Origin of the sequence: Chlamydia felis Fe/C-56, assembly GCF_000009945.1 — a bacterium.
GTDB lineage: Bacteria > Chlamydiota > Chlamydiia > Chlamydiales > Chlamydiaceae > Chlamydia > Chlamydia felis.
This window is the reverse complement of the sequence record NC_007899.1, coordinates 312,023-329,015: the sequence shown is the minus strand read 5'-3', so window position 1 is coordinate 329,015 and position 16,993 is coordinate 312,023. Positions and strand designations below refer to the sequence as shown.

Below are 16,993 nucleotides of genomic sequence, written 5' to 3'. Positions count from 1 at the left end.
AAAGTCGCTATGTCTTATCCACAATACTCCGAATTCGAATTCTATACCAAGACTTATGCTTTACTAACGTTTCTGTCAAATTCTAGTTCCCTTCTTACCCACTTGTCGAAGACAAAATATCCGAGTAAAATAGAGAGACAACTTCAAAACAATGCTCACAGAAAAAAAAGACAAAAGAAACCACGTGGTTTCTTGGGAAAATCTGTAAATCAAAAAATGATTTAGGAAAGCCTAAGAGGCTATACGATAGAAAATGGCTCCTCGAGCTCCCACCCAAAACCCCTGTGCCGGATTTGATCACCCGTCCCCCTTTACGGGTGGGTAGAATACCGTGAATATCTAGAAACCCTACAGAACGCACACGAATAAAAAACATAGCTTTTCATCCATCGCTTAAACTATGAAGGCCCTTATTATACCACAAAAACCATTAAAATACTGTATGAAAAGGTGTTACGCCTCCCCAAACTCTTTAAGTTTTTTATTTTTGTCAAAAAGTCCTAACAATGCCTCTGCTTCAATAACAACATTATCCCCTCCCTGTTGTCCCTGCATAATGCGCAAAACCTGATTAGCTAGGTCTTTTCCTAGAGTGACTCCTTCCTGGTCAAAGGAATTGATACCCCAGCAAAAGCCTTGAAAGACTATCTTATGTTCATAGAAAGCCAAGAGAGCTCCCATGGTGTAGGGAGTGAGTCTTTCAGATACCAGAAGAGAGGACGGACGATTTCCCTTGAAATTCTTATTAGGATTCACATTTTCTCTTCCCTTTGCTAAAGCTATCGATTGCGCTATCATATTAGCAAAAAGCTTCTGAGAGGAACTAGACCCGGAAATCTCAATATCCCTTCCTCGTTGATTCCTAAGAAAACCAATAAATTCTACAGGCACAATATCGCTACCTTGATGCAAGGCCTGGAAAAAGGAATGCTGACTATTTGTTCCTAACTCACCCCAAAGAATAGGACTCGTGGAAAAACCAATCAACTCTCCGGTTTGAGCCACGCTCTTTCCATTAGATTCCATACCACATTGCTGCAAATGCGCGGGAAAGTATTCCAATCCCATAGAGTAGGGAATGACCGCGGTAGTAGGATAGCGCAAGAAATTGCGATTCCAGATTCCGAGCATTGCAGATAACATGGGGAGGTTTTCGCTCATATGGGGTTCTAAAGCCACTAAGTCCATAGCTGCAGCTCCTTCAAGAAGCTGAATGAAAGCATCAAACCCATAAGCAAATCCTAAAACGACTCCCCCTACCATAGATGTAGAAGAAAACCGGCCACCAATACTGTCCCAAATATGGAAAACTTCGAGATACCTAGTTGTATCATCCATGGGGCTACCCTCACAGGTAACAGCAATAAAATGGTCGCGAAAACTTAACCCCTGTTTTAAGAAATGATCTGCGAATAATTCTTCGTTAACCGCTGTCTCCAATGTTGTTCCCGACTTCGATACAGTAACCACTAGTGTTTTAGAGCAATCGATCTCTTGCAAAACCTCTGCAGCATTATCGGGGTCCACATTAGAAACAAAATACACTTTCTTATCCGATGGGCAACAACCTTTTAAAGCACAATGTAGAGCTTTGGGTCCGAGTTCCGATCCCCCAATACCAATTTGTACAATAGTGGTAAAAGCATCCCTATACTTGTTTAGGAAATCTCTTAAACGTTGCACTTCAATTTTCGATCTCAATGAAATATCTTCAGCATTGCCTGTCAAGGAAATTCCCCTAACCCAAGCACGCGTAGCTGTGTGTAGGGCGGGTCGTGATTCACTAGGAAAATTATCAATATAATTTACGACTTCCCCATTTTGCATAGCTTTCATAGAAGCAAGAAGGCCACGTTCAGAAGCTAAGCCTGTTAATGCAGATAGAATTCCATCATCAACACGTTCCATAGCATAGCTAAACGTAAAGCCTTCCACGAACAAGGAAAACCTTTCTATTCGTTCTTTAGAAATTATTCCAGGAGATGTTAGGTCTATAGGAGCAACTGCTAAATCTTGTAAAATCTTCGTTGATGAGCTATCTAAAAAGCTTTTTCCATTCATTATCTACCTCGTCCTAGCTTAAAAACTACCTATGTACCTATACTGAAACCATACCAGCCGAAGTTACATTTTATGACCTCAGCCCAGTTTTGCGATAACATCCTCGAACAATTTACTCTTTTTCTTTCAGTAGATCGCGGCCTTAGCCGCAATTCTATTTCCGCATATTCTCAAGATATCACTCTCTTCCTGAAAATAAGCGCCATTACATCAATTGAGGAAATTTCTCAAGATAGCGTGTATCTATTTGTTCAACAGTTGCATAAACGTCAAGAATCCGAGTCTACTTTAGCGCGTCGCTTGATTGCCTTAAAAGTATTTTTCCGATTTCTCAAAGAAACGGAACTTCTTGATCATCCTCCACTTATCGAACATCCTAAAATTTGGAAACGGCTGCCCTCTGTATTAACACCAAAAGAAGTCGATGCTCTGTTAGCTATTCCTAAAACATCTGAAACTTCGCCTATGATCTCTGCTAGAGATTCTGCGATTCTCCATACCCTATATTCTACAGGTATACGAGTATCGGAGCTCTGTGGTCTATGCATTGGTGATGTTAGCGATGATTTCCTTCGTGTCACGGGGAAAGGATCTAAAACACGGCTCGTTCCCCTAGGGGAACGAGCCTGTAAGACTATCGATGCCTATCTGTGCCCTTTCCGAGAAACCTTTCAAAAACAACGCCCTGAAGAACACCACTTGTTTCTCTCCGTACGCGGGCATAAGCTAGAACGCTCCTGTGTGTGGAGAAGAATCCATCACTACGCAAAGCAAATCACCCATAAACAAGTCTCACCACACTCCCTAAGACACGCCTTTGCCACACACCTATTGGACAATAAGGCTGATCTCAGAGTGATCCAGGAAATGCTCGGACATGCTCGCATTGCCTCTACAGAAATTTACACTCATGTAGCTTCAGACACCCTAATAGAAAACTTCCTTTCTCATCACCCGAGAAATCCCTAATCACAGTGGTAGAAAAAGATTCCATCTTCGAAACGCGTGAGGCAATCATCGTTATCTTGAGCTGTACCAGCATATCCCCCATAAGTCTCTGGATAATAGTACCCATACTCATACGGATAATAGAAACTGTATGGTACATAGCCATTCTGCTCTTGAAACTGCAACCCTGAAGCAGGAACAGCTTTTACTAAAGACACTGACTCTGAGACGCAGGAATTTTCTCCAAAAGCTAAAGAAAAACAAGAACTTAGAAAAAAAGCAGAAACCAAAAGCTTTGTCTTCATAAAATTCCTCAAAAAAAATCTAAAACTCTAGATTTTATTTTACTACGAATAGGAATTTAATGATTTTTCCAAGAGAATAGAGGTTGAGAATGCCCAGGATAGGACTTGAACCTACATGCCGCGAAGCACTGGATCCTAAATCCAGCGTGTCTACCAATTTCACCACCTGGGCAGAAAAACTCTCTATAGTGGTTAGCAGACTCATTTTGATGTCTATTCCTGTTTTTGTAAATAGAAAATCCCCGCATTCTCTAGCTTTCTCTCTGTCCGTCTAACCCTTTTATAATCAAACTTGCAGGAAAATTGGGTTTTATATAATTTTCATCGCTCTGTGTCCTCATAATTTACTCGTGCGAAAATTAGTATGAATACGCCTCTGCCCTCAGCAGTTCCATCTAACAACATGGCTTTAAAGGAAGATTCTCTCTCTGCATCCTCAGCTTCTACATCTTCCAGCATCTTAAAAACTGCAGCCGGAGACGTTGCGCTTTCTGTCTTTACTTCCGAGGGGTCAGCATCGACTTCATTAAGTGCTCTTTCTACGCTAGCTTTTGCTCAAATTTTTGTAACTTCTGGAGAAAGTACTCCTTTACCTCAAGACTGTTCTCACAACCTTGTATTTCTATCTCCGGAAACGGTCGAAGTAGAGATACTTATATCAGATCTCCTTCAAACTTTAGAAACCATAGATTCTACAAAGACAACAGAAGGAAAATCGAGTCTAGGAAAACAAGAGAAACAATCTCCTCAAGAAGGATACAAGCCTCAAGATGTGGCGCCAAGATCAAACCAAGACGTGTTTGTTGCATCAAAAGATACGCAACAAATGTTAAAATCTTCTATGAGGTCTTCTCCTGAGAAAATCCCTAATATACCAAGACCTTTGACTAGTTCTTCTTTATCTAAACATACTTCGGAACAATTTGCACCACGAGCTTCTCACTCTTCTGCATCCTCTCAGCAGCCCCGAATAGAAAAAGACGGAGAACATATTTCCTACCAAGCATATGCTGCTCATGCTACAGAGAAAAAAGAACAGCAGATCTTTACAACGAAATCTCAAGAATCCAAACAAGATCGAGAAAACCGAGATCACAAACAGGATCAACAACGCGATGGACAGCATCAAGAAGAGGATAGTCAAAAAAAGGACAAGAAGAAAAAATACAGGGCAAAGGTTACCGTTGAAGAAATAGAAGAAGCTTCTTCTCAATTATCCATCGCACACCTACGTTATCTTGATGACGTACGACAGTCTAGAGAAATTAACGTTAAAGAAGAACAGACCTTTAAGAGAAAAGCGCAATCTCCTATGTCGCTTTTCACCGCAACAACTCCTGTGCAAGGATTTTCCCCTATTCCTACTCCAAAAATTGAAAATGTATTCATCCGCTTTATGAAACTTATGGAGAGAATTCTTGGACAAGCTGAAGCTGAAGCCCAAGAACTATATCTTCGTGTCAAAGAACGTACAGATAACGTGGACACACTTACGTTACTCATTTCTAAAATTAACTCTGAAAAAGGTGCTATTGACTGGAGAGAGAATTCAGAAATGAAAGCTCTTGTTGATCAAGCTAGAAAACTTGGCGTAACCATAACAGATACGTTGCAATGGTCTGAAGAAGAAAAAAGACTTCTAAAAGAAAATGTTCAGATGCGCAAAGAAAATATGGAGAAAATTACTCAACTTGAAAGAACAGACATGCAAAGGCATCTTCAAGAAGTCTCTCAATGCCATCAGGCTCGTTCCAATGTATTGAAGCTTCTTAAAGAACTCATGGATACCTTTATTTACAATTTGCGTCCGTAATGTCATACTTAGCTTATTTATTAGAAAAAATAGCTTCCTCTAGCAAAGAAGACTATCCCTTTCCGGATGATTTGGAAAGTTATCTCTCGGGCTACTTTCCAAATAAAGATCTTCCATTAGACACCTATCAAAAACTATTCAGAATTTCTTCTGAAGAGTTAGAGCGTGTTTATAAAGAAGGTTACAATGCTTACCTAAATAGAGAGTATCAAACCAGTAGCGAAACTTTCCGTTGGTTAGTGTTTTTTAATCCTTTTGTCTCTAAATTTTGGTTTTCTCTAGGGGCTTCTCTTCATATGAGTAAACTCTATCCTCAAGCCCTACATGCTTATGCGGTAACTGCGTTATTACGAGATAAGGATCCCTACCCCCATTATTATGCCTATATTTGTTACACTCTTATGGATAAACAAGAGGAAGCAAGTAAGGCTTTAGAACTTGCCTGGGAGCGTGCAAAAAATCATAGCGCTTATCAAGACCTAAAAGCTGAAATCTTGGATATCAAAAACCATACATAATCCCATAACCATGGGGAATTGATCATGTCTTCCTGGCTTGCACAATCCACAGAAATTCTTTTAAATCAACAGCCTTATATTTCAGAAGGTTCTAAACAATCTGAAAGCACTCTGAATATAAAGTATTCGATTACCTTATCTTCAGAATCCTCAGAGAAGGTTTTGCCGAAATTCTTTACCGATAAGCAAAGTAAGCATTATTCCACAAAAACTGTGGAACAGACTTTTTCAAATAAGCAACTTACTGCAGCTAGTCCCAGAGAAAAAATCTTACAATTTGGAAGTTCTCTAGCATCACAATTACCAAAAAAAGAACAGACATCATCGTCTTCTCCGTGGAATCTCTTTTCACAAAAGAGTTCTAAAGAATCGATGAAATCTCTTCTTCAAGATCTAATTATGCCAAAATCCGGGGAGAAACATACCGAAGAGAAAACCTCTTTTGAAGTTTCTCCACATACTCAAACACAGAAAGAATCTGAAGAACAGCCAAAAACCCAACCTCGTTTAGAAAAAACTGGGATCTCTCGTGATCTTATAGAAAATATAGAACAAACCGCACTATCCGAGAAGCGCTCATCTGCTTCTCGGGATGCTGATTTACACAGAAAAGAAGAAGACCAACTAATTCTAAGATCGCCACAAGCAAAATATAGTAAAGGACTATCACAAGATGGGCACCCGAAAAAACAACAGCATCAAGAATGTTTCTCTAAAAAAGCTTCCAAAAATAAAAAAATGCGAGCAGCTTCTGTTATTCCTATTATTAGCCCTCCTTCTGTTGGTGTATTTACCTTAAGTTACTTACTGACAAAACAAGGTATTCTCTCAGATTTTTCTGCTTACGCCTCTTATAAAGATTGTATAGAGACTACCCAAAGAGAACTAGACGCAACACACCAAGAACGCATAGTACAAATCCAAAAATCTATAGACAAAGAACGTCAGGCACAACGTTGGGGTTCATTAATGTCCATCGTAGAATGGATCACTCCATGGATCTCTATAGGACTTGCTTCTGTTGCCGTAGTTATGGGTGGGGGTATTTTCTCTTGGGTAAGTTTACTTGCTGGCCTTATTGCCTTAACGCTTACTTTATTAGATACTTTAAATGGTTGGGAAGCTATTGAAAAGATACTTCCTGGGAAAAATAAGCAATTAAAACAAAAGATACTGAAAATTGTACAAATAGCTCTTTACGCTATAGCCGCTTTATTATCGTTTGCTTCTATAAATATAGAAAACCTTGGACTCTCTCCTTTTGTTGAGGGAGCTATGCGCGGAATAGGCCCTGCTTTAGAAAGTGCTTTAGGTCTGTTACGAGGATCTATGCTTTGGATTCGCTCCAGCCTATTCAAAATTAAATCACATTACACATCTCTTGAAACAAAAATAGAACTACTAAGTATGGAAAGAGATGACAATCTCTTACGTGCTCAAGAACTCATAGAAAGTATTCATGATTCTTTCGAAAATCTCGCGCGCGTGTTACAGTTATGCCGAGAAATCGACAGAACGTTTCTGGAAGCTCTAAGGTAAATTCTTTTTAAAGGAATGTTATGACAGTATCTTGTTCACCGACAACGAGTACATCTTCAGAGGGAGCAGAACTTGACTTACTCATTACAGAATCAGGAACTGAAACCTCTTCGGTAATAGATGCTGAAGTAAGTGTTCCTGATTGTGCCCACATGGCTATCCTGCGTTCAATGTCAGATCTCTGTTTGAGTTTATTAAATCAATCGAGTTCTGTATTTTCACAACTTCCTCTTCAAAACAAACCCGCACCTTCAGAAACTTTAATGGCAAAAAACGGTATGTTGATGAAATCTTCATCTCTACCTAATCTGTCATTACATAAATCCCTGGATACACTTTCCTCGTCCAATAAAAATCCAGATTCACAACAAGCAAACCTAAAATCAACTTTTACCCCTCTGAAAGAACAAAAAACACAATCTAGCGCAGCATTTTCTTCTGTTCTTGCTCCTAAAGATGAAAATCTCATAGCGAAAACAACAACAATTGTACTGAATTTACCAGAACCTAAAGATGGTGATCAGGAAGGAAATTCATCTCTTACTTTGCATGCAACAAAAGTTGATGTTGAAATCTATGATAAACAGACAATAAAAGAACACTGTTCTAAAGATTCTGCTAGACATTCCGAATCTACAAAATCTTTGTTATCTTCTCCAAAGTCTTCCACATCCTCTCTCAGTCCCATGGCGCTATTCAGTCATGCGCAAAAAGAGGCCGCAGCTACACGTGTCGATACAAAATCACAAGAAAAAGAAGAAGGAAAAGGAGAACATGGGAAGCAAGAACATCAAGATCAAGAGCAACGTCATCATAAACAGAAAAAAGACTTTGCTATTGAAGAACTTTCCAATCAAGTGTCTGCGCATTATACGCAATCTCATTGCTTACCTGATGAAATTATTGAATTCGCTCTTACCGAAGCGCAGCTAAGTTCTTTGATGCGCATGCGCGTCTCGAACTTAGATATTCTTAGAATCTGTGCAGAAATTATGAAGCTCATGTTAAACAGTAGAGAACAGGATAATCTCTCGCGTTTAGAGGCTAGAAAACATCTGTTAGAAAAGGCCAAGGAACTTATTGAAAGCTACGAAAATCAGGCCAAGATTTCACAATGGTTAGGAGTTGCCACAGCAACATTAGGGATTATAGGAGCGGCTACCCCTATAATTGGTGAAATCTCAGGAAAACGGATTCTCGGATTCATCCAAAAGCATACAGGATTATGGAAACAAGCAACAGCCCGAACCTTCTTTAGAGGTGCTGGAAAAATCTGTACTTCCTTATCCCAACTCACAGAAGCATCGTCAAAAATTTATGAGTTAAAAGAGACGGCATCACGAACGTTTTCAGAAAACTATAAAGAGATATTCCGAATGGAACATGATGAAATCACTCGATCCATAGAGGAAGTGAAAGACCATTGGAAAAACATGGACAATTTCCTTCTGCAAGTATTACAAACAGAACATGATGCCGTTCGCAGTCTTTATCAATAGGGCACATCTATTTTCGTATATTTTTATACGCTTTTGTCTTTCCCCAAGGGAAGGTAACATCGCAACTTTTTTCCGTGAAAAATAGCAAATCACCTCCAGGCAGAGAATCTAAAGGAAAGGAAATACTAATAACCATATTTCCTGGTTTTAGTTCTTTTAAAACTGTTAAAACACTTTTTAACACCTTTAAAGAATACGAGGAACCATAAAAATAGACACAAGAAGCTTGTGACAATTGTGTTTCATAAAAATATTCTTTAAAAAAAACTGCCGTCTGTAAAGACAACAAGCGGTGTATACGAGAGGAAAAACGAATAAAATCAGACTGATTATCTATACCAACAACCTGACATCTCAAAACGTGAGAAAACCAAAAGCAAACCTTCCCTAATCCACATCCTAAGTCATAAACAACATCTTGAGAAGTCACTCCGAATTCCTTGCTTACTTTATTTAAAACCGACCAGGGGGACTCTCCGTATACATTTCCTTCTTTTAATAACGAGGATTGAGAAGAACGGCGCAATTTTCTGTAGGGACTTCTCAATAAAGAATACAAGAACTTCGCTAGATCATATATAACTAATTTTGGGTACTTAACATAAAGCGAGCAGGATAGATAAACATATTCCCTAACAGAGAACCACATTCTGTGAATCACTACTCGCAATATATATAGGAAAGAGGACTTTTTAGTTGCGAAGCTCTTTAGGCGGTTGGAATACGACATCTTCTATAGCAAATATATCTTCTTCAACTTGTAAATCGGGAATTAATTCTTTCAACCTAGAAATACAAAGTTGAACTATATTCTCGGGAGTAGATGCTCCTGCTGTTATTGCAATATCACCAGAATAATTTAAAATCTCGTCAGAAATATGATCCGGACTATTCACTAGCCTTGCGGGTATATTTCTCCTTTCTGCGACCTCGCGTAAACGGTTAGAGTTGGAACTTTGAACATCTCCAACAACATAAACAAAATTCACTCTAGGCAATACCGAACGTAGTGCCTCCTGACGATTCTGCGTAGCATAACATACAGAGGAACTAGGTAACGTAATAACATTAGGATAACGAACCTTTAAGGCTTGGGTAATTTCTGCAACATCATCCAGACTCAATGTAGTTTGGGTGACAAAAAATAAAGGTGTATCAATACCAAAGGGTAGATTTTCAACATCTTCTACCTTCTCTACTACTGTAACACTATCGGGAGCTTCTCCATAAATCCCAATAACTTCCACATGTTTTTTCTTTCCAATCAAAATAATTTGATAACCCTTACTTGCATAAAGCTTAACCGCAGAATGAATTTTAGTTACCAACACACAGGTTGCATCAATATCAAAAAGATTTCGATTTTTTGCCTCTTCACGAACCTCAGGAGGAATGCCGTGTGCAGAATAGATAACCTTTCCCCCACAAGGAATATCACTCAGGTTTTCGATAAAAATAGCCCCGCGTCTTCTGAGATCATCTACCACATGACGGTTATGAACAATTTCATGTTTCACATAAATGGGCGCTCCCCACTTCTCTAAAGCAGCCTCTACTACTTGGATAGCGCGAACTACCCCGGCGCAAAAACCTCTGGGATTACTTAATATAACCCTGCGCATACATCTCACCTCCAGAATTGAGCGTGATGCTTAAAAAAACCCTTAGAAAAAGATTTTTTACTTTTTCTAAGGGTTATTAATATAACAGAAGACTTTTATCTTGTTATATTTATTATTAGGGGGTTCTTATATATCCACTCTATTCCGTACGAGAAGCATCCATATCCGCTTGTTTATCAATAAGATCAAGAACTAGAGATTTTACATTACTAATGTAATCCGGATATTTTCCTGATTGCACGTCCCTATCAGTAAAACTTAGAGATACGTGAGGAGCAACTCCTAGATTCTCTATGTAAGAACCGTCTTGTCGCACTGCTAAAGATCCTGTTAAAGAACAACTTTTAATGCCTGTTCTATTAGGAAATTCTACGTTGAAAACAAATCCCCCAGCCCCTGCTGTAGGAGTTCCCACAATGAGAGCTCGGCCACTATCTTTCATAATTGCTGGGAATAAGTCACCACAAGAGAAATCTTCTTCATTAATCAATATACAGACAGGACGCGTGTAACGATACTCTGGATGTGGATGAACATGAGCAAATCCTAACAAAGGCATAGGTGTAGAGAGATTGATATCTCCATTTGACCAGCATTTTAAAACAGATTCAGAGAATGTTTGCAAATATCCCACAGCACTCATATCAATAGGATAACCTTCCATATCCTCTCCAAGAGCCTGTCTTGCTTGCTCATCAGTTTCAACACCTTCTAAAAGCTCTAACCATTTTATTGCAGATTGAACTTCATTTTGAGTTAGAATCATTCTATGTGTAGGTGTAGGTAAAGGCCTGTCTGTTAATCTAGAAATTAAAGCATAAAGATAGAATACGCTACCACCGGGGTTATTTGTCTGATCAACAATCAAAGCTTCTGTTTTTTCCTCAAGAACACTAATGATCTTATCAAAATCATTCCACGGGGTCTCCATATTCTCAATACTAAGATCTTCCATGTCTGTCCAAGAATATGTAGAAATCCTTACAAATCCAATATCATGAGATCTTCCATGAGAATCCGTACATGTGAATATATAAGCATGGTAAGGGCCACTTTTTGCTTTCCATGTTACCATTCCGAAATCCGGTAAGAAACCTTTTTTACTTCCAATATTGTAATCACTATTTAAACCACGCTTATATTGCTCCCGGAGTTCTTTCCAGAAATAAGGGACCATTTCGTTAGAGAATAAACACTTATTAGAATTACTAGATAATAAAGGTAAGGCACGTCCAGCTTTCATATCTATTACCGGTTCCTTTACTAAAGGAGCGATCAAAGCTAAATCCTGAATATGTTCAGGAGTATGACGCCACTTAACTTTTACAGTACGCGTTAAACCGCTGGGACGACGAATTTTTAATGTAGCTATTCCTATAGGAATCTGATGACCTAGAGCAGCAGAGCGTGAAAAGAGAGTTCGTGTAGCTGCGGCATAATCAGCCAGAGTTCCCCTACCGGTGCGTACACTTTCAATCATTTCCATGATTGGCATGCCGTCCATCTCTAAAATTTCATCACCCACAGAAATCTCAGAACTGTAGGTATGAACCTCGACAACATAACACTTATGAGTGTTACTTAACTTGATAGTATAGGGTAAGTGAGAGTTCTCAGTAGCGTAGAAGGTAATCCCAGCATGAAAGTCATTTAAATCAGAAATATACTGAGCAAGAACTCCCTGACAATACCTTGTTGTGGGATCTTCCTCTATGTTCAATCTTAAACGAGCTTGATCCGTTGCATCCCTAAGGTTCCAATGAAACAGTTTACGCTTCCATTCTTTGGGAGCGTACTTAACATCTAGCAAGTGTTCCAAAAAATCTAAATCAGAACATGCATTTTTTTGAACTAAGGTCTTAGCAGAAACCGAAATTTGAAAACCCATTATTAGGGAGCAAATCAGAGCTGTAAGTCGTTTTACTTTCATATTTACCTCTCTTCCAAATAGAGAACGTTTACAAGGAGGTGGTATGATAGAGGTACAAAGATTTTATTAAAACAAAGTTTTTAAAAAATTTTTTTAACCAAAAAAACCAACTCAAAAAAATAGGGCGATGCGTTCGAGCATAAAATATGAAATAAGACCCCCAAAATAGCTGGCCAAGGCAATCCAAGAAATCCTTTTAAAATACCATAAGAAATCAACCTTTTCGATACCCATGAAGGCAACTCCCGCAGCTGACCCAATGATTAAAATACTTCCTCCCGTGCCCGCAGCATAAGCAATTAATTTCCACAAAGTATCATCCGTAGGGACTTGATACATGCCCATAGTCGCTGCAACAAGGGGAACATTATCCAATACGCTAGAAATAAGACCAATAAAAATAGCCACAACGTTTCTGGAAAATATTCTATCCATACTCATGGAAAGTTCAGAGAGAACATTAGAAAAAGTTAAAGCATTAACAGCCAGTAAAATGCCTATAAAGAAGGTGATCGAGGATATATCGATCTTTGTTAAAATATGAGGAACACGTAAGTGATAGCGATCCTCACCATGAGGAGAATGAACCCAGTCACTGGCTAACCAGACAAGTCCAAGACCTAATAAAGCCCCCATAAAGGGAGGAACTCCTAAACATGCTTTCCACACAGGGACCATTAATAAAGAACCTAAACCAATGCAAATGATTAAACCGCTTTTTTTAGGAGAACATTCTATCTCAAGTTCCTTAGCAATCGCGCCTGAGGCTCTTTTTTTAAGCATGAAGTGAGCACAGATTCCAGCAATTAAAACGCACACCAAACTGGGAATAAATAAAGCACGAATAATTCCCCAAGAAGTTACTTTATTATTAATCCATAACATGGTCGTTGTAACATCCCCTAAAGGCGTCCAAGCTCCTCCAGCATTTACACTAATCACACAAACAGCGCCTAAAAGTAGACGATCTTCTCTTGATTTAACCAAACGCTTCAAAATGGATATGATGATAATAATAGATGTTAGGTTATCTAGGGCTGCAGACAAGAAAAAGGAAAGTCCTATAAGCACCCAAAGTAGTAAAGTCCTAGACTGTATCTGACAACACCGTACTATAAGAGAAAACCCTTTATGAGCATCTATAAGTTCAACAATGGCCATTGCTGAGAACAAGAAAAAAATGACTTGAGCCATATCAGCAATTTCTTCGGCTAGAATCATATGATCAGCATGTTGAACATGAGAAAAACAAACTAGCCACATCAAACCTCCCATAGCAAGCGCTACAGCAGATTTATTCACTCGCACAATATGCTCGAAAACAATCGCGATGTATCCAAATAAAAACAGAGCGCACAATTGGAATTTCAACATAATGACCTCAAACAATAATTCTACGAACTAGTGTACTCCTATTTTCTGGTTAGGTAAAGTAGGAAAAATCCTTCTATCTTTAGGGAAAACATCCTTTTTTTATACACTAAAATCAAAAATTTGTTATTTAATACCGTTTTACACAGCCATACTACATTCTTGAAGCTTAGATTTGAATAGACAAAACGTTTGCAAACACAACGAACCATTTGACAAAGATACTGAAGAACAGAACAATGGTAAAGTTCTCTAGTTCTGAATCCATGTTAGGAGTCTAGTGAAAGTCGCGTTATCGTTTAAACATCTTGTTCCTAAGCTCTATACCTGTATTAAGGACGGTTATACTTTTAATACATTTAAAAAAGACTTCATAGCAGGTCTAACTGTGGGAGTCTTGGCGTTTCCATTCGCTATCGCCATCGCCATTGGTGTAGGCGTATCTCCTATACAAGGTTTATTAGCGTCTATTGTTGGAGGTTTCCTAGCCTCAGCTTTAGGTGGTAGCAGAGTCCTTATATCAGGACCAACAAGCGCATTTATCTCTATACTTTATTGTATTTCCGCAAAATACGGGGTGGAAGGGTTATTTACAATCACCCTAATGGGAGGAGTATTCCTAGTGGCCTTTGGGCTTACTGGTCTCGGAACTTTCATTAAATATATGCCCTACCCCGTGGTTACAGGACTAACAACGGGTTTAGCCGTTATCATTTTCTCCTCTCAAATTAGAGACTTTTTAGGTCTTCAAATGGGAGATAGCATTCCTACCGACTTTATTGCTAAATGGATCGCTTATTGGGATTATTTATGGACATGGGACAGTAAAGCTTTTGCCGTAGGGTTATTCACTCTACTGATCATGATTTACTTTCGCAATTACAAACCACGTTATCCCGGAGTAATGATTGCGATTATAGTAGCCTCAACACTGGTATGGTTATTAAGAATTGATATCCCGACAATTGGCAGTCGCTATGGAACCCTGCCACAATCGATTCCTCTCCCCTCATTTCCAAATCTTAGTCTGACAAAGATTTTACAACTCATGCCAGATGCTCTGACTATCGCCGTTCTTTCCGGAATAGAAACCCTACTGTCAGCTGTGGTTGCCGATGGTATGACTGGGTGGAGACACCAATCTAACTGTCAGCTGGTTGCTCAAGGCATTGCAAATATTGGGACGTCTTTTTTTGCCGGCATGCCCGTAACAGGCTCTTTATCAAGAACAGCAGCTAGTATTAAGTCTGGAGCAGCAACCCCAATAGCTGGGATAATTCACTCCGCATTTATTTGTGTTATTCTTTTAGCCTTAGCTCCGCTAACAATAAAAATTCCTCTTACCTGTTTAGCAGCTGTTCTGATCCTTATGGCTTGGAACATGAGCGAAATTCACCACTTTATTCACTTATTCACAGCTCCAAAGAAAGATGTTGTTGTTCTTCTTACCGTCTTTATTCTTACCGTGATGACAACCATCACCTCCGCAGTACAAGTAGGAATGATGTTGGCTGCATTTCTATTTATGAAACAAATGAGCGACCTCTCTGACGTGATATCTACTGCAAAATATTTTGACGAGACTAAACAAGCAAAAGATGACGATCTCTTTTCAAAGTCTGAAGTTCCTGCTCATACAGAAATTTATGAAATCAATGGTCCTTTCTTCTTTGGAATTGCTGATAGATTGAAAAATCTTCTAAATGAGATAGAGAAACCACCAAAGATCTTCATATTATGTATGAGTCGTGTTCCTACGATTGATGCATCAGCCATGCACGCTCTGGAAGAATTCTTCCTCGAATGTGATCGTCAGGGAACTCTTTTACTTCTAGCCGGAGTTAAAAAAACACCGCTAAGCGATCTTAAACGCTATCATTTAGATGAACTTATCGGTGTTGATCATATCTTTTCAACTACGAAGAGTGCTCTCTTATTTGCTCAAGCACTGATTAATCTAGAGAGCAAATCGTCTCACTAATGTTTTCCTACCATAGATTCTGGGACAACAAGTCGGTCAAACTCTTCTTCAGATAGGTACCCCATCTGTATACAAGCTTCTTTTAAGCTTATATTATCGTGAAAAGCTTTTAACGCCATTTTAGAACACTTATCGTATCCTAAGACAGGGGTTAAAGCTGTAACGAGCATTAAAGAATTGTCTAAGTATTCTTTAAGACGAAGCTTATTCACACGTAAACCCGATACAAAGTAATCAGCAAAAGCTCGCATTCCTCCTGAAAGGATATCCACTGACTGTAAAAAATTATATATTATTACAGGTTTCATAACATTGAGTTCGAAGTTTCCTCGACTCCCACCAATAACTACCGCCTGGTTATTTCCGATAACCTGAGCACAAACCATTTGCAAAGCTTCGCATTGCGTAGGGTTTATCTTCCCTGGCATTATCGACGATCCAGGTTCATTCTCAGGAAATAATAACTCCCCTAAACCACAGCGAGGACCAGATCCCAAAAAACTTAAATCCGTAGCCATCTTTGTTAAAGCACAAGCTAAAGTAGCCAGAGTTCCGTGCGCATTCACTAGGGTATCGTGATTAGACAGTGCTGAAAAATAATTCGACGCTGCAATAAAAGGCTCTCCTACTTCCTGACGCAAATAGTGAATCACTTTATCTATAAATCCATCAGGAACATTTAATCCTGTACCTACAGCGGTTCCCCCTATAGCTAACTCATACATATGTGTAAGAGAAAAGGCGACTCTTTCTAAACACTGACGAATCTGACTACTGTAACCAGAAAATTCCTGACCTAATGTCATAGGAACAGCATCCATTAAATGGGTTCTTCCTATCTTAACGCAGTCTCGAAATTCAGCAACCTTAGCATCCAAAGCCCGTTGTAAATGATCCATAGAAGGAATCAATTTCTTCTTAATGCTAATCACAGCCGCCATATGCATAGCTGTTGGAAACACATCATTAGAAGACTGAGATTTATTCACATGATCATTAGGATGTATCGGTGTTTTACTGCCAACGACTCCTCCGTGACGTTGAATGGCTAGATTCGCGATCACTTCATTCACATTCATATTAGATTGCGTCCCGCTTCCCGTTTGCCACACCCTTAAAGGAAAATGTTCATCAAAATTACCTTCTAAAATCTCGTCAGCAGCAGAGACAATCATATCACAATATTTTGAATCTAAGAATCCTAGATCACGATTGGCCTTAGCAGAACATTTTTTAATCCATACTAAAGCTTGGATAACTTCTCGAGGCATAACCTCAGGAGCCCAAGAAAAATACTTTTGAGAACGCGCGGTTTGCGCACCATACAACTTATCTTCAGGGACTTCTATAACTCCCAAACTATCATTTTCTTGCCGCATATATTCTATTTCCCTTATGATTTTTTA

The 16,993-nt window shown here is 39.0% G+C and carries 13 protein-coding genes, 1 tRNA gene and 1 pseudogene; 6 read left to right on the top strand and 9 right to left on the bottom strand.

All coding sequences use genetic code 11. The features are described 5' to 3' along the window. Window positions 1-231: 231 nt before the first annotated feature. Together ltuA and CF_RS01405 are read right to left on the bottom strand one after the other, a co-directional pair. Window positions 232-376, bottom strand: a pseudogene (ltuA, locus tag CF_RS05325) (protein LtuA). Window positions 377-453: 77 nt separating this feature from the next. Then, window positions 454-2,061: a glucose-6-phosphate isomerase gene (locus CF_RS01405; RefSeq protein WP_011457833.1), complete on the bottom strand. Its 1,608-nt coding sequence runs from the start codon at window positions 2,059-2,061 to the stop codon at window positions 454-456. 72 nt (window positions 2,062-2,133) lie between these two features. Here CF_RS01405 and CF_RS01400 point away from each other — a divergent pair, with 72 nt between their 5' ends. Beyond that, window positions 2,134-3,030, top strand: a complete 897-nt coding sequence (locus CF_RS01400; protein WP_011457832.1) for a site-specific tyrosine recombinase XerD — start codon at window positions 2,134-2,136, stop codon at window positions 3,028-3,030. Here the strand turns inward: CF_RS01400 and CF_RS01395 are convergent. Continuing rightward, window positions 3,027-3,314 (bottom strand): hypothetical protein, encoded by a 288-nt coding sequence (locus tag CF_RS01395; protein ID WP_011457831.1) that lies wholly within the window; start codon window positions 3,312-3,314, stop codon window positions 3,027-3,029. The genes CF_RS01400 and CF_RS01395 overlap by 4 nt on opposite strands. Before the next feature lie 90 nt (window positions 3,315-3,404). Continuing rightward, window positions 3,405-3,486, bottom strand: a tRNA-Leu gene (locus tag CF_RS01390). Between the two features lie 192 nt (window positions 3,487-3,678). On the opposite strand from CF_RS01390, the gene CF_RS01385 reads away from it, so the two are divergent. Genes CF_RS01385 through CF_RS01370 form a run of 4 tightly spaced genes read left to right on the top strand, consistent with a single transcriptional unit; the run spans window position 3,679 to window position 8,683 of the window. Next, window positions 3,679-5,127 carry a hypothetical protein gene (locus CF_RS01385; protein WP_011457830.1) on the top strand — a complete coding sequence of 483 codons (1,449 nt, stop codon included), beginning with the start codon at window positions 3,679-3,681 and terminating at the stop codon, window positions 5,125-5,127. After that, window positions 5,127-5,645, top strand: a complete 519-nt coding sequence (locus CF_RS01380) for a SycD/LcrH family type III secretion system chaperone (protein ID WP_011457829.1) — start codon at window positions 5,127-5,129, stop codon at window positions 5,643-5,645. The genes CF_RS01385 and CF_RS01380 overlap by 1 nt, the downstream gene beginning before the upstream one ends. 24 nt (window positions 5,646-5,669) lie before the next feature. Continuing rightward, the gene (locus CF_RS01375; protein ID WP_011457828.1) at window positions 5,670-7,184 is read left to right on the top strand and encodes a hypothetical protein; all 1,515 of its coding nucleotides are present in this window, start codon (window positions 5,670-5,672) and stop codon (window positions 7,182-7,184) included. Window positions 7,185-7,204: 20 nt separating this feature from the next. After that, window positions 7,205-8,683 carry a hypothetical protein gene (locus CF_RS01370; RefSeq protein WP_011457827.1) on the top strand — a complete coding sequence of 493 codons (1,479 nt, stop codon included), beginning with the start codon at window positions 7,205-7,207 and terminating at the stop codon, window positions 8,681-8,683. Window positions 8,684-8,690: 7 nt separating this feature from the next. Here the strand turns inward: CF_RS01370 and CF_RS01365 are convergent, their stop codons facing one another. The 4 genes from CF_RS01365 to CF_RS01350 form a co-directional block, all read right to left on the bottom strand. Then, window positions 8,691-9,413: a class I SAM-dependent methyltransferase gene (locus tag CF_RS01365; protein WP_011457826.1), complete on the bottom strand. Its 723-nt coding sequence runs from the start codon at window positions 9,411-9,413 to the stop codon at window positions 8,691-8,693. Next, window positions 9,376-10,305, bottom strand: coding sequence for a 4-hydroxy-3-methylbut-2-enyl diphosphate reductase (ispH, locus tag CF_RS01360; protein WP_011457825.1), 930 nt, complete (start codon window positions 10,303-10,305; stop codon window positions 9,376-9,378). The genes CF_RS01365 and ispH overlap by 38 nt, the downstream gene beginning before the upstream one ends. A gap of 139 nt (window positions 10,306-10,444) precedes the next feature. Continuing rightward, a complete protein-coding gene (locus CF_RS01355; RefSeq protein WP_011457824.1) occupies window positions 10,445-12,235 on the bottom strand; it encodes a protease-like activity factor CPAF in 1,791 nt (596 codons plus the stop codon). A gap of 111 nt (window positions 12,236-12,346) precedes the next feature. Continuing rightward, the gene (locus CF_RS01350; RefSeq protein ID WP_011457823.1) at window positions 12,347-13,609 is read right to left on the bottom strand and encodes an NhaD family Na+:H+ antiporter; all 1,263 of its coding nucleotides are present in this window, start codon (window positions 13,607-13,609) and stop codon (window positions 12,347-12,349) included. Between the two features lie 277 nt (window positions 13,610-13,886). Here CF_RS01350 and CF_RS01345 point away from each other — a divergent pair, with 277 nt between their 5' ends. Continuing rightward, window positions 13,887-15,587, top strand: a complete 1,701-nt coding sequence (locus CF_RS01345; protein ID WP_011457821.1) for a solute carrier family 26 protein — start codon at window positions 13,887-13,889, stop codon at window positions 15,585-15,587. On the opposite strand, the gene fumC is transcribed toward CF_RS01345, so the two are convergent. Beyond that, the gene (fumC, locus tag CF_RS01340; protein WP_011457820.1) at window positions 15,584-16,966 is read right to left on the bottom strand and encodes a class II fumarate hydratase; all 1,383 of its coding nucleotides are present in this window, start codon (window positions 16,964-16,966) and stop codon (window positions 15,584-15,586) included. The two genes, CF_RS01345 and fumC, sit on opposite strands and share 4 nt — an antisense overlap. Between the last annotated feature and the right edge of the window lie 27 nt (window positions 16,967-16,993).

Bases quoted from the DNA above. Each gene is read 5' to 3' on its own strand.
- CF_RS01405 (WP_011457833.1), bottom strand. From the start codon at position 2,061: ATGAATGGAAAAAGCTTTTTAGATAGCTCATCAACGAAGATTTTACAA.
- CF_RS01400 (WP_011457832.1), top strand. From the start codon at position 2,134: ATGACCTCAGCCCAGTTTTGCGATAACATCCTCGAACAATTTACTCTT.
- CF_RS01395 (WP_011457831.1), bottom strand. From the start codon at position 3,314: ATGAAGACAAAGCTTTTGGTTTCTGCTTTTTTTCTAAGTTCTTGTTTT.
- CF_RS01385 (WP_011457830.1), top strand. From the start codon at position 3,679: ATGAATACGCCTCTGCCCTCAGCAGTTCCATCTAACAACATGGCTTTA.
- CF_RS01380 (WP_011457829.1), top strand. From the start codon at position 5,127: ATGTCATACTTAGCTTATTTATTAGAAAAAATAGCTTCCTCTAGCAAA.
- CF_RS01375 (WP_011457828.1), top strand. From the start codon at position 5,670: ATGTCTTCCTGGCTTGCACAATCCACAGAAATTCTTTTAAATCAACAG.
- CF_RS01370 (WP_011457827.1), top strand. From the start codon at position 7,205: ATGACAGTATCTTGTTCACCGACAACGAGTACATCTTCAGAGGGAGCA.
- CF_RS01365 (WP_011457826.1), bottom strand. From the start codon at position 9,413: ATGTCGTATTCCAACCGCCTAAAGAGCTTCGCAACTAAAAAGTCCTCT.
- ispH (WP_011457825.1), bottom strand. From the start codon at position 10,305: ATGCGCAGGGTTATATTAAGTAATCCCAGAGGTTTTTGCGCCGGGGTA.
- CF_RS01355 (WP_011457824.1), bottom strand. From the start codon at position 12,235: ATGAAAGTAAAACGACTTACAGCTCTGATTTGCTCCCTAATAATGGGT.
- CF_RS01350 (WP_011457823.1), bottom strand. From the start codon at position 13,609: ATGTTGAAATTCCAATTGTGCGCTCTGTTTTTATTTGGATACATCGCG.
- fumC (WP_011457820.1), bottom strand. From the start codon at position 16,966: ATGCGGCAAGAAAATGATAGTTTGGGAGTTATAGAAGTCCCTGAAGAT.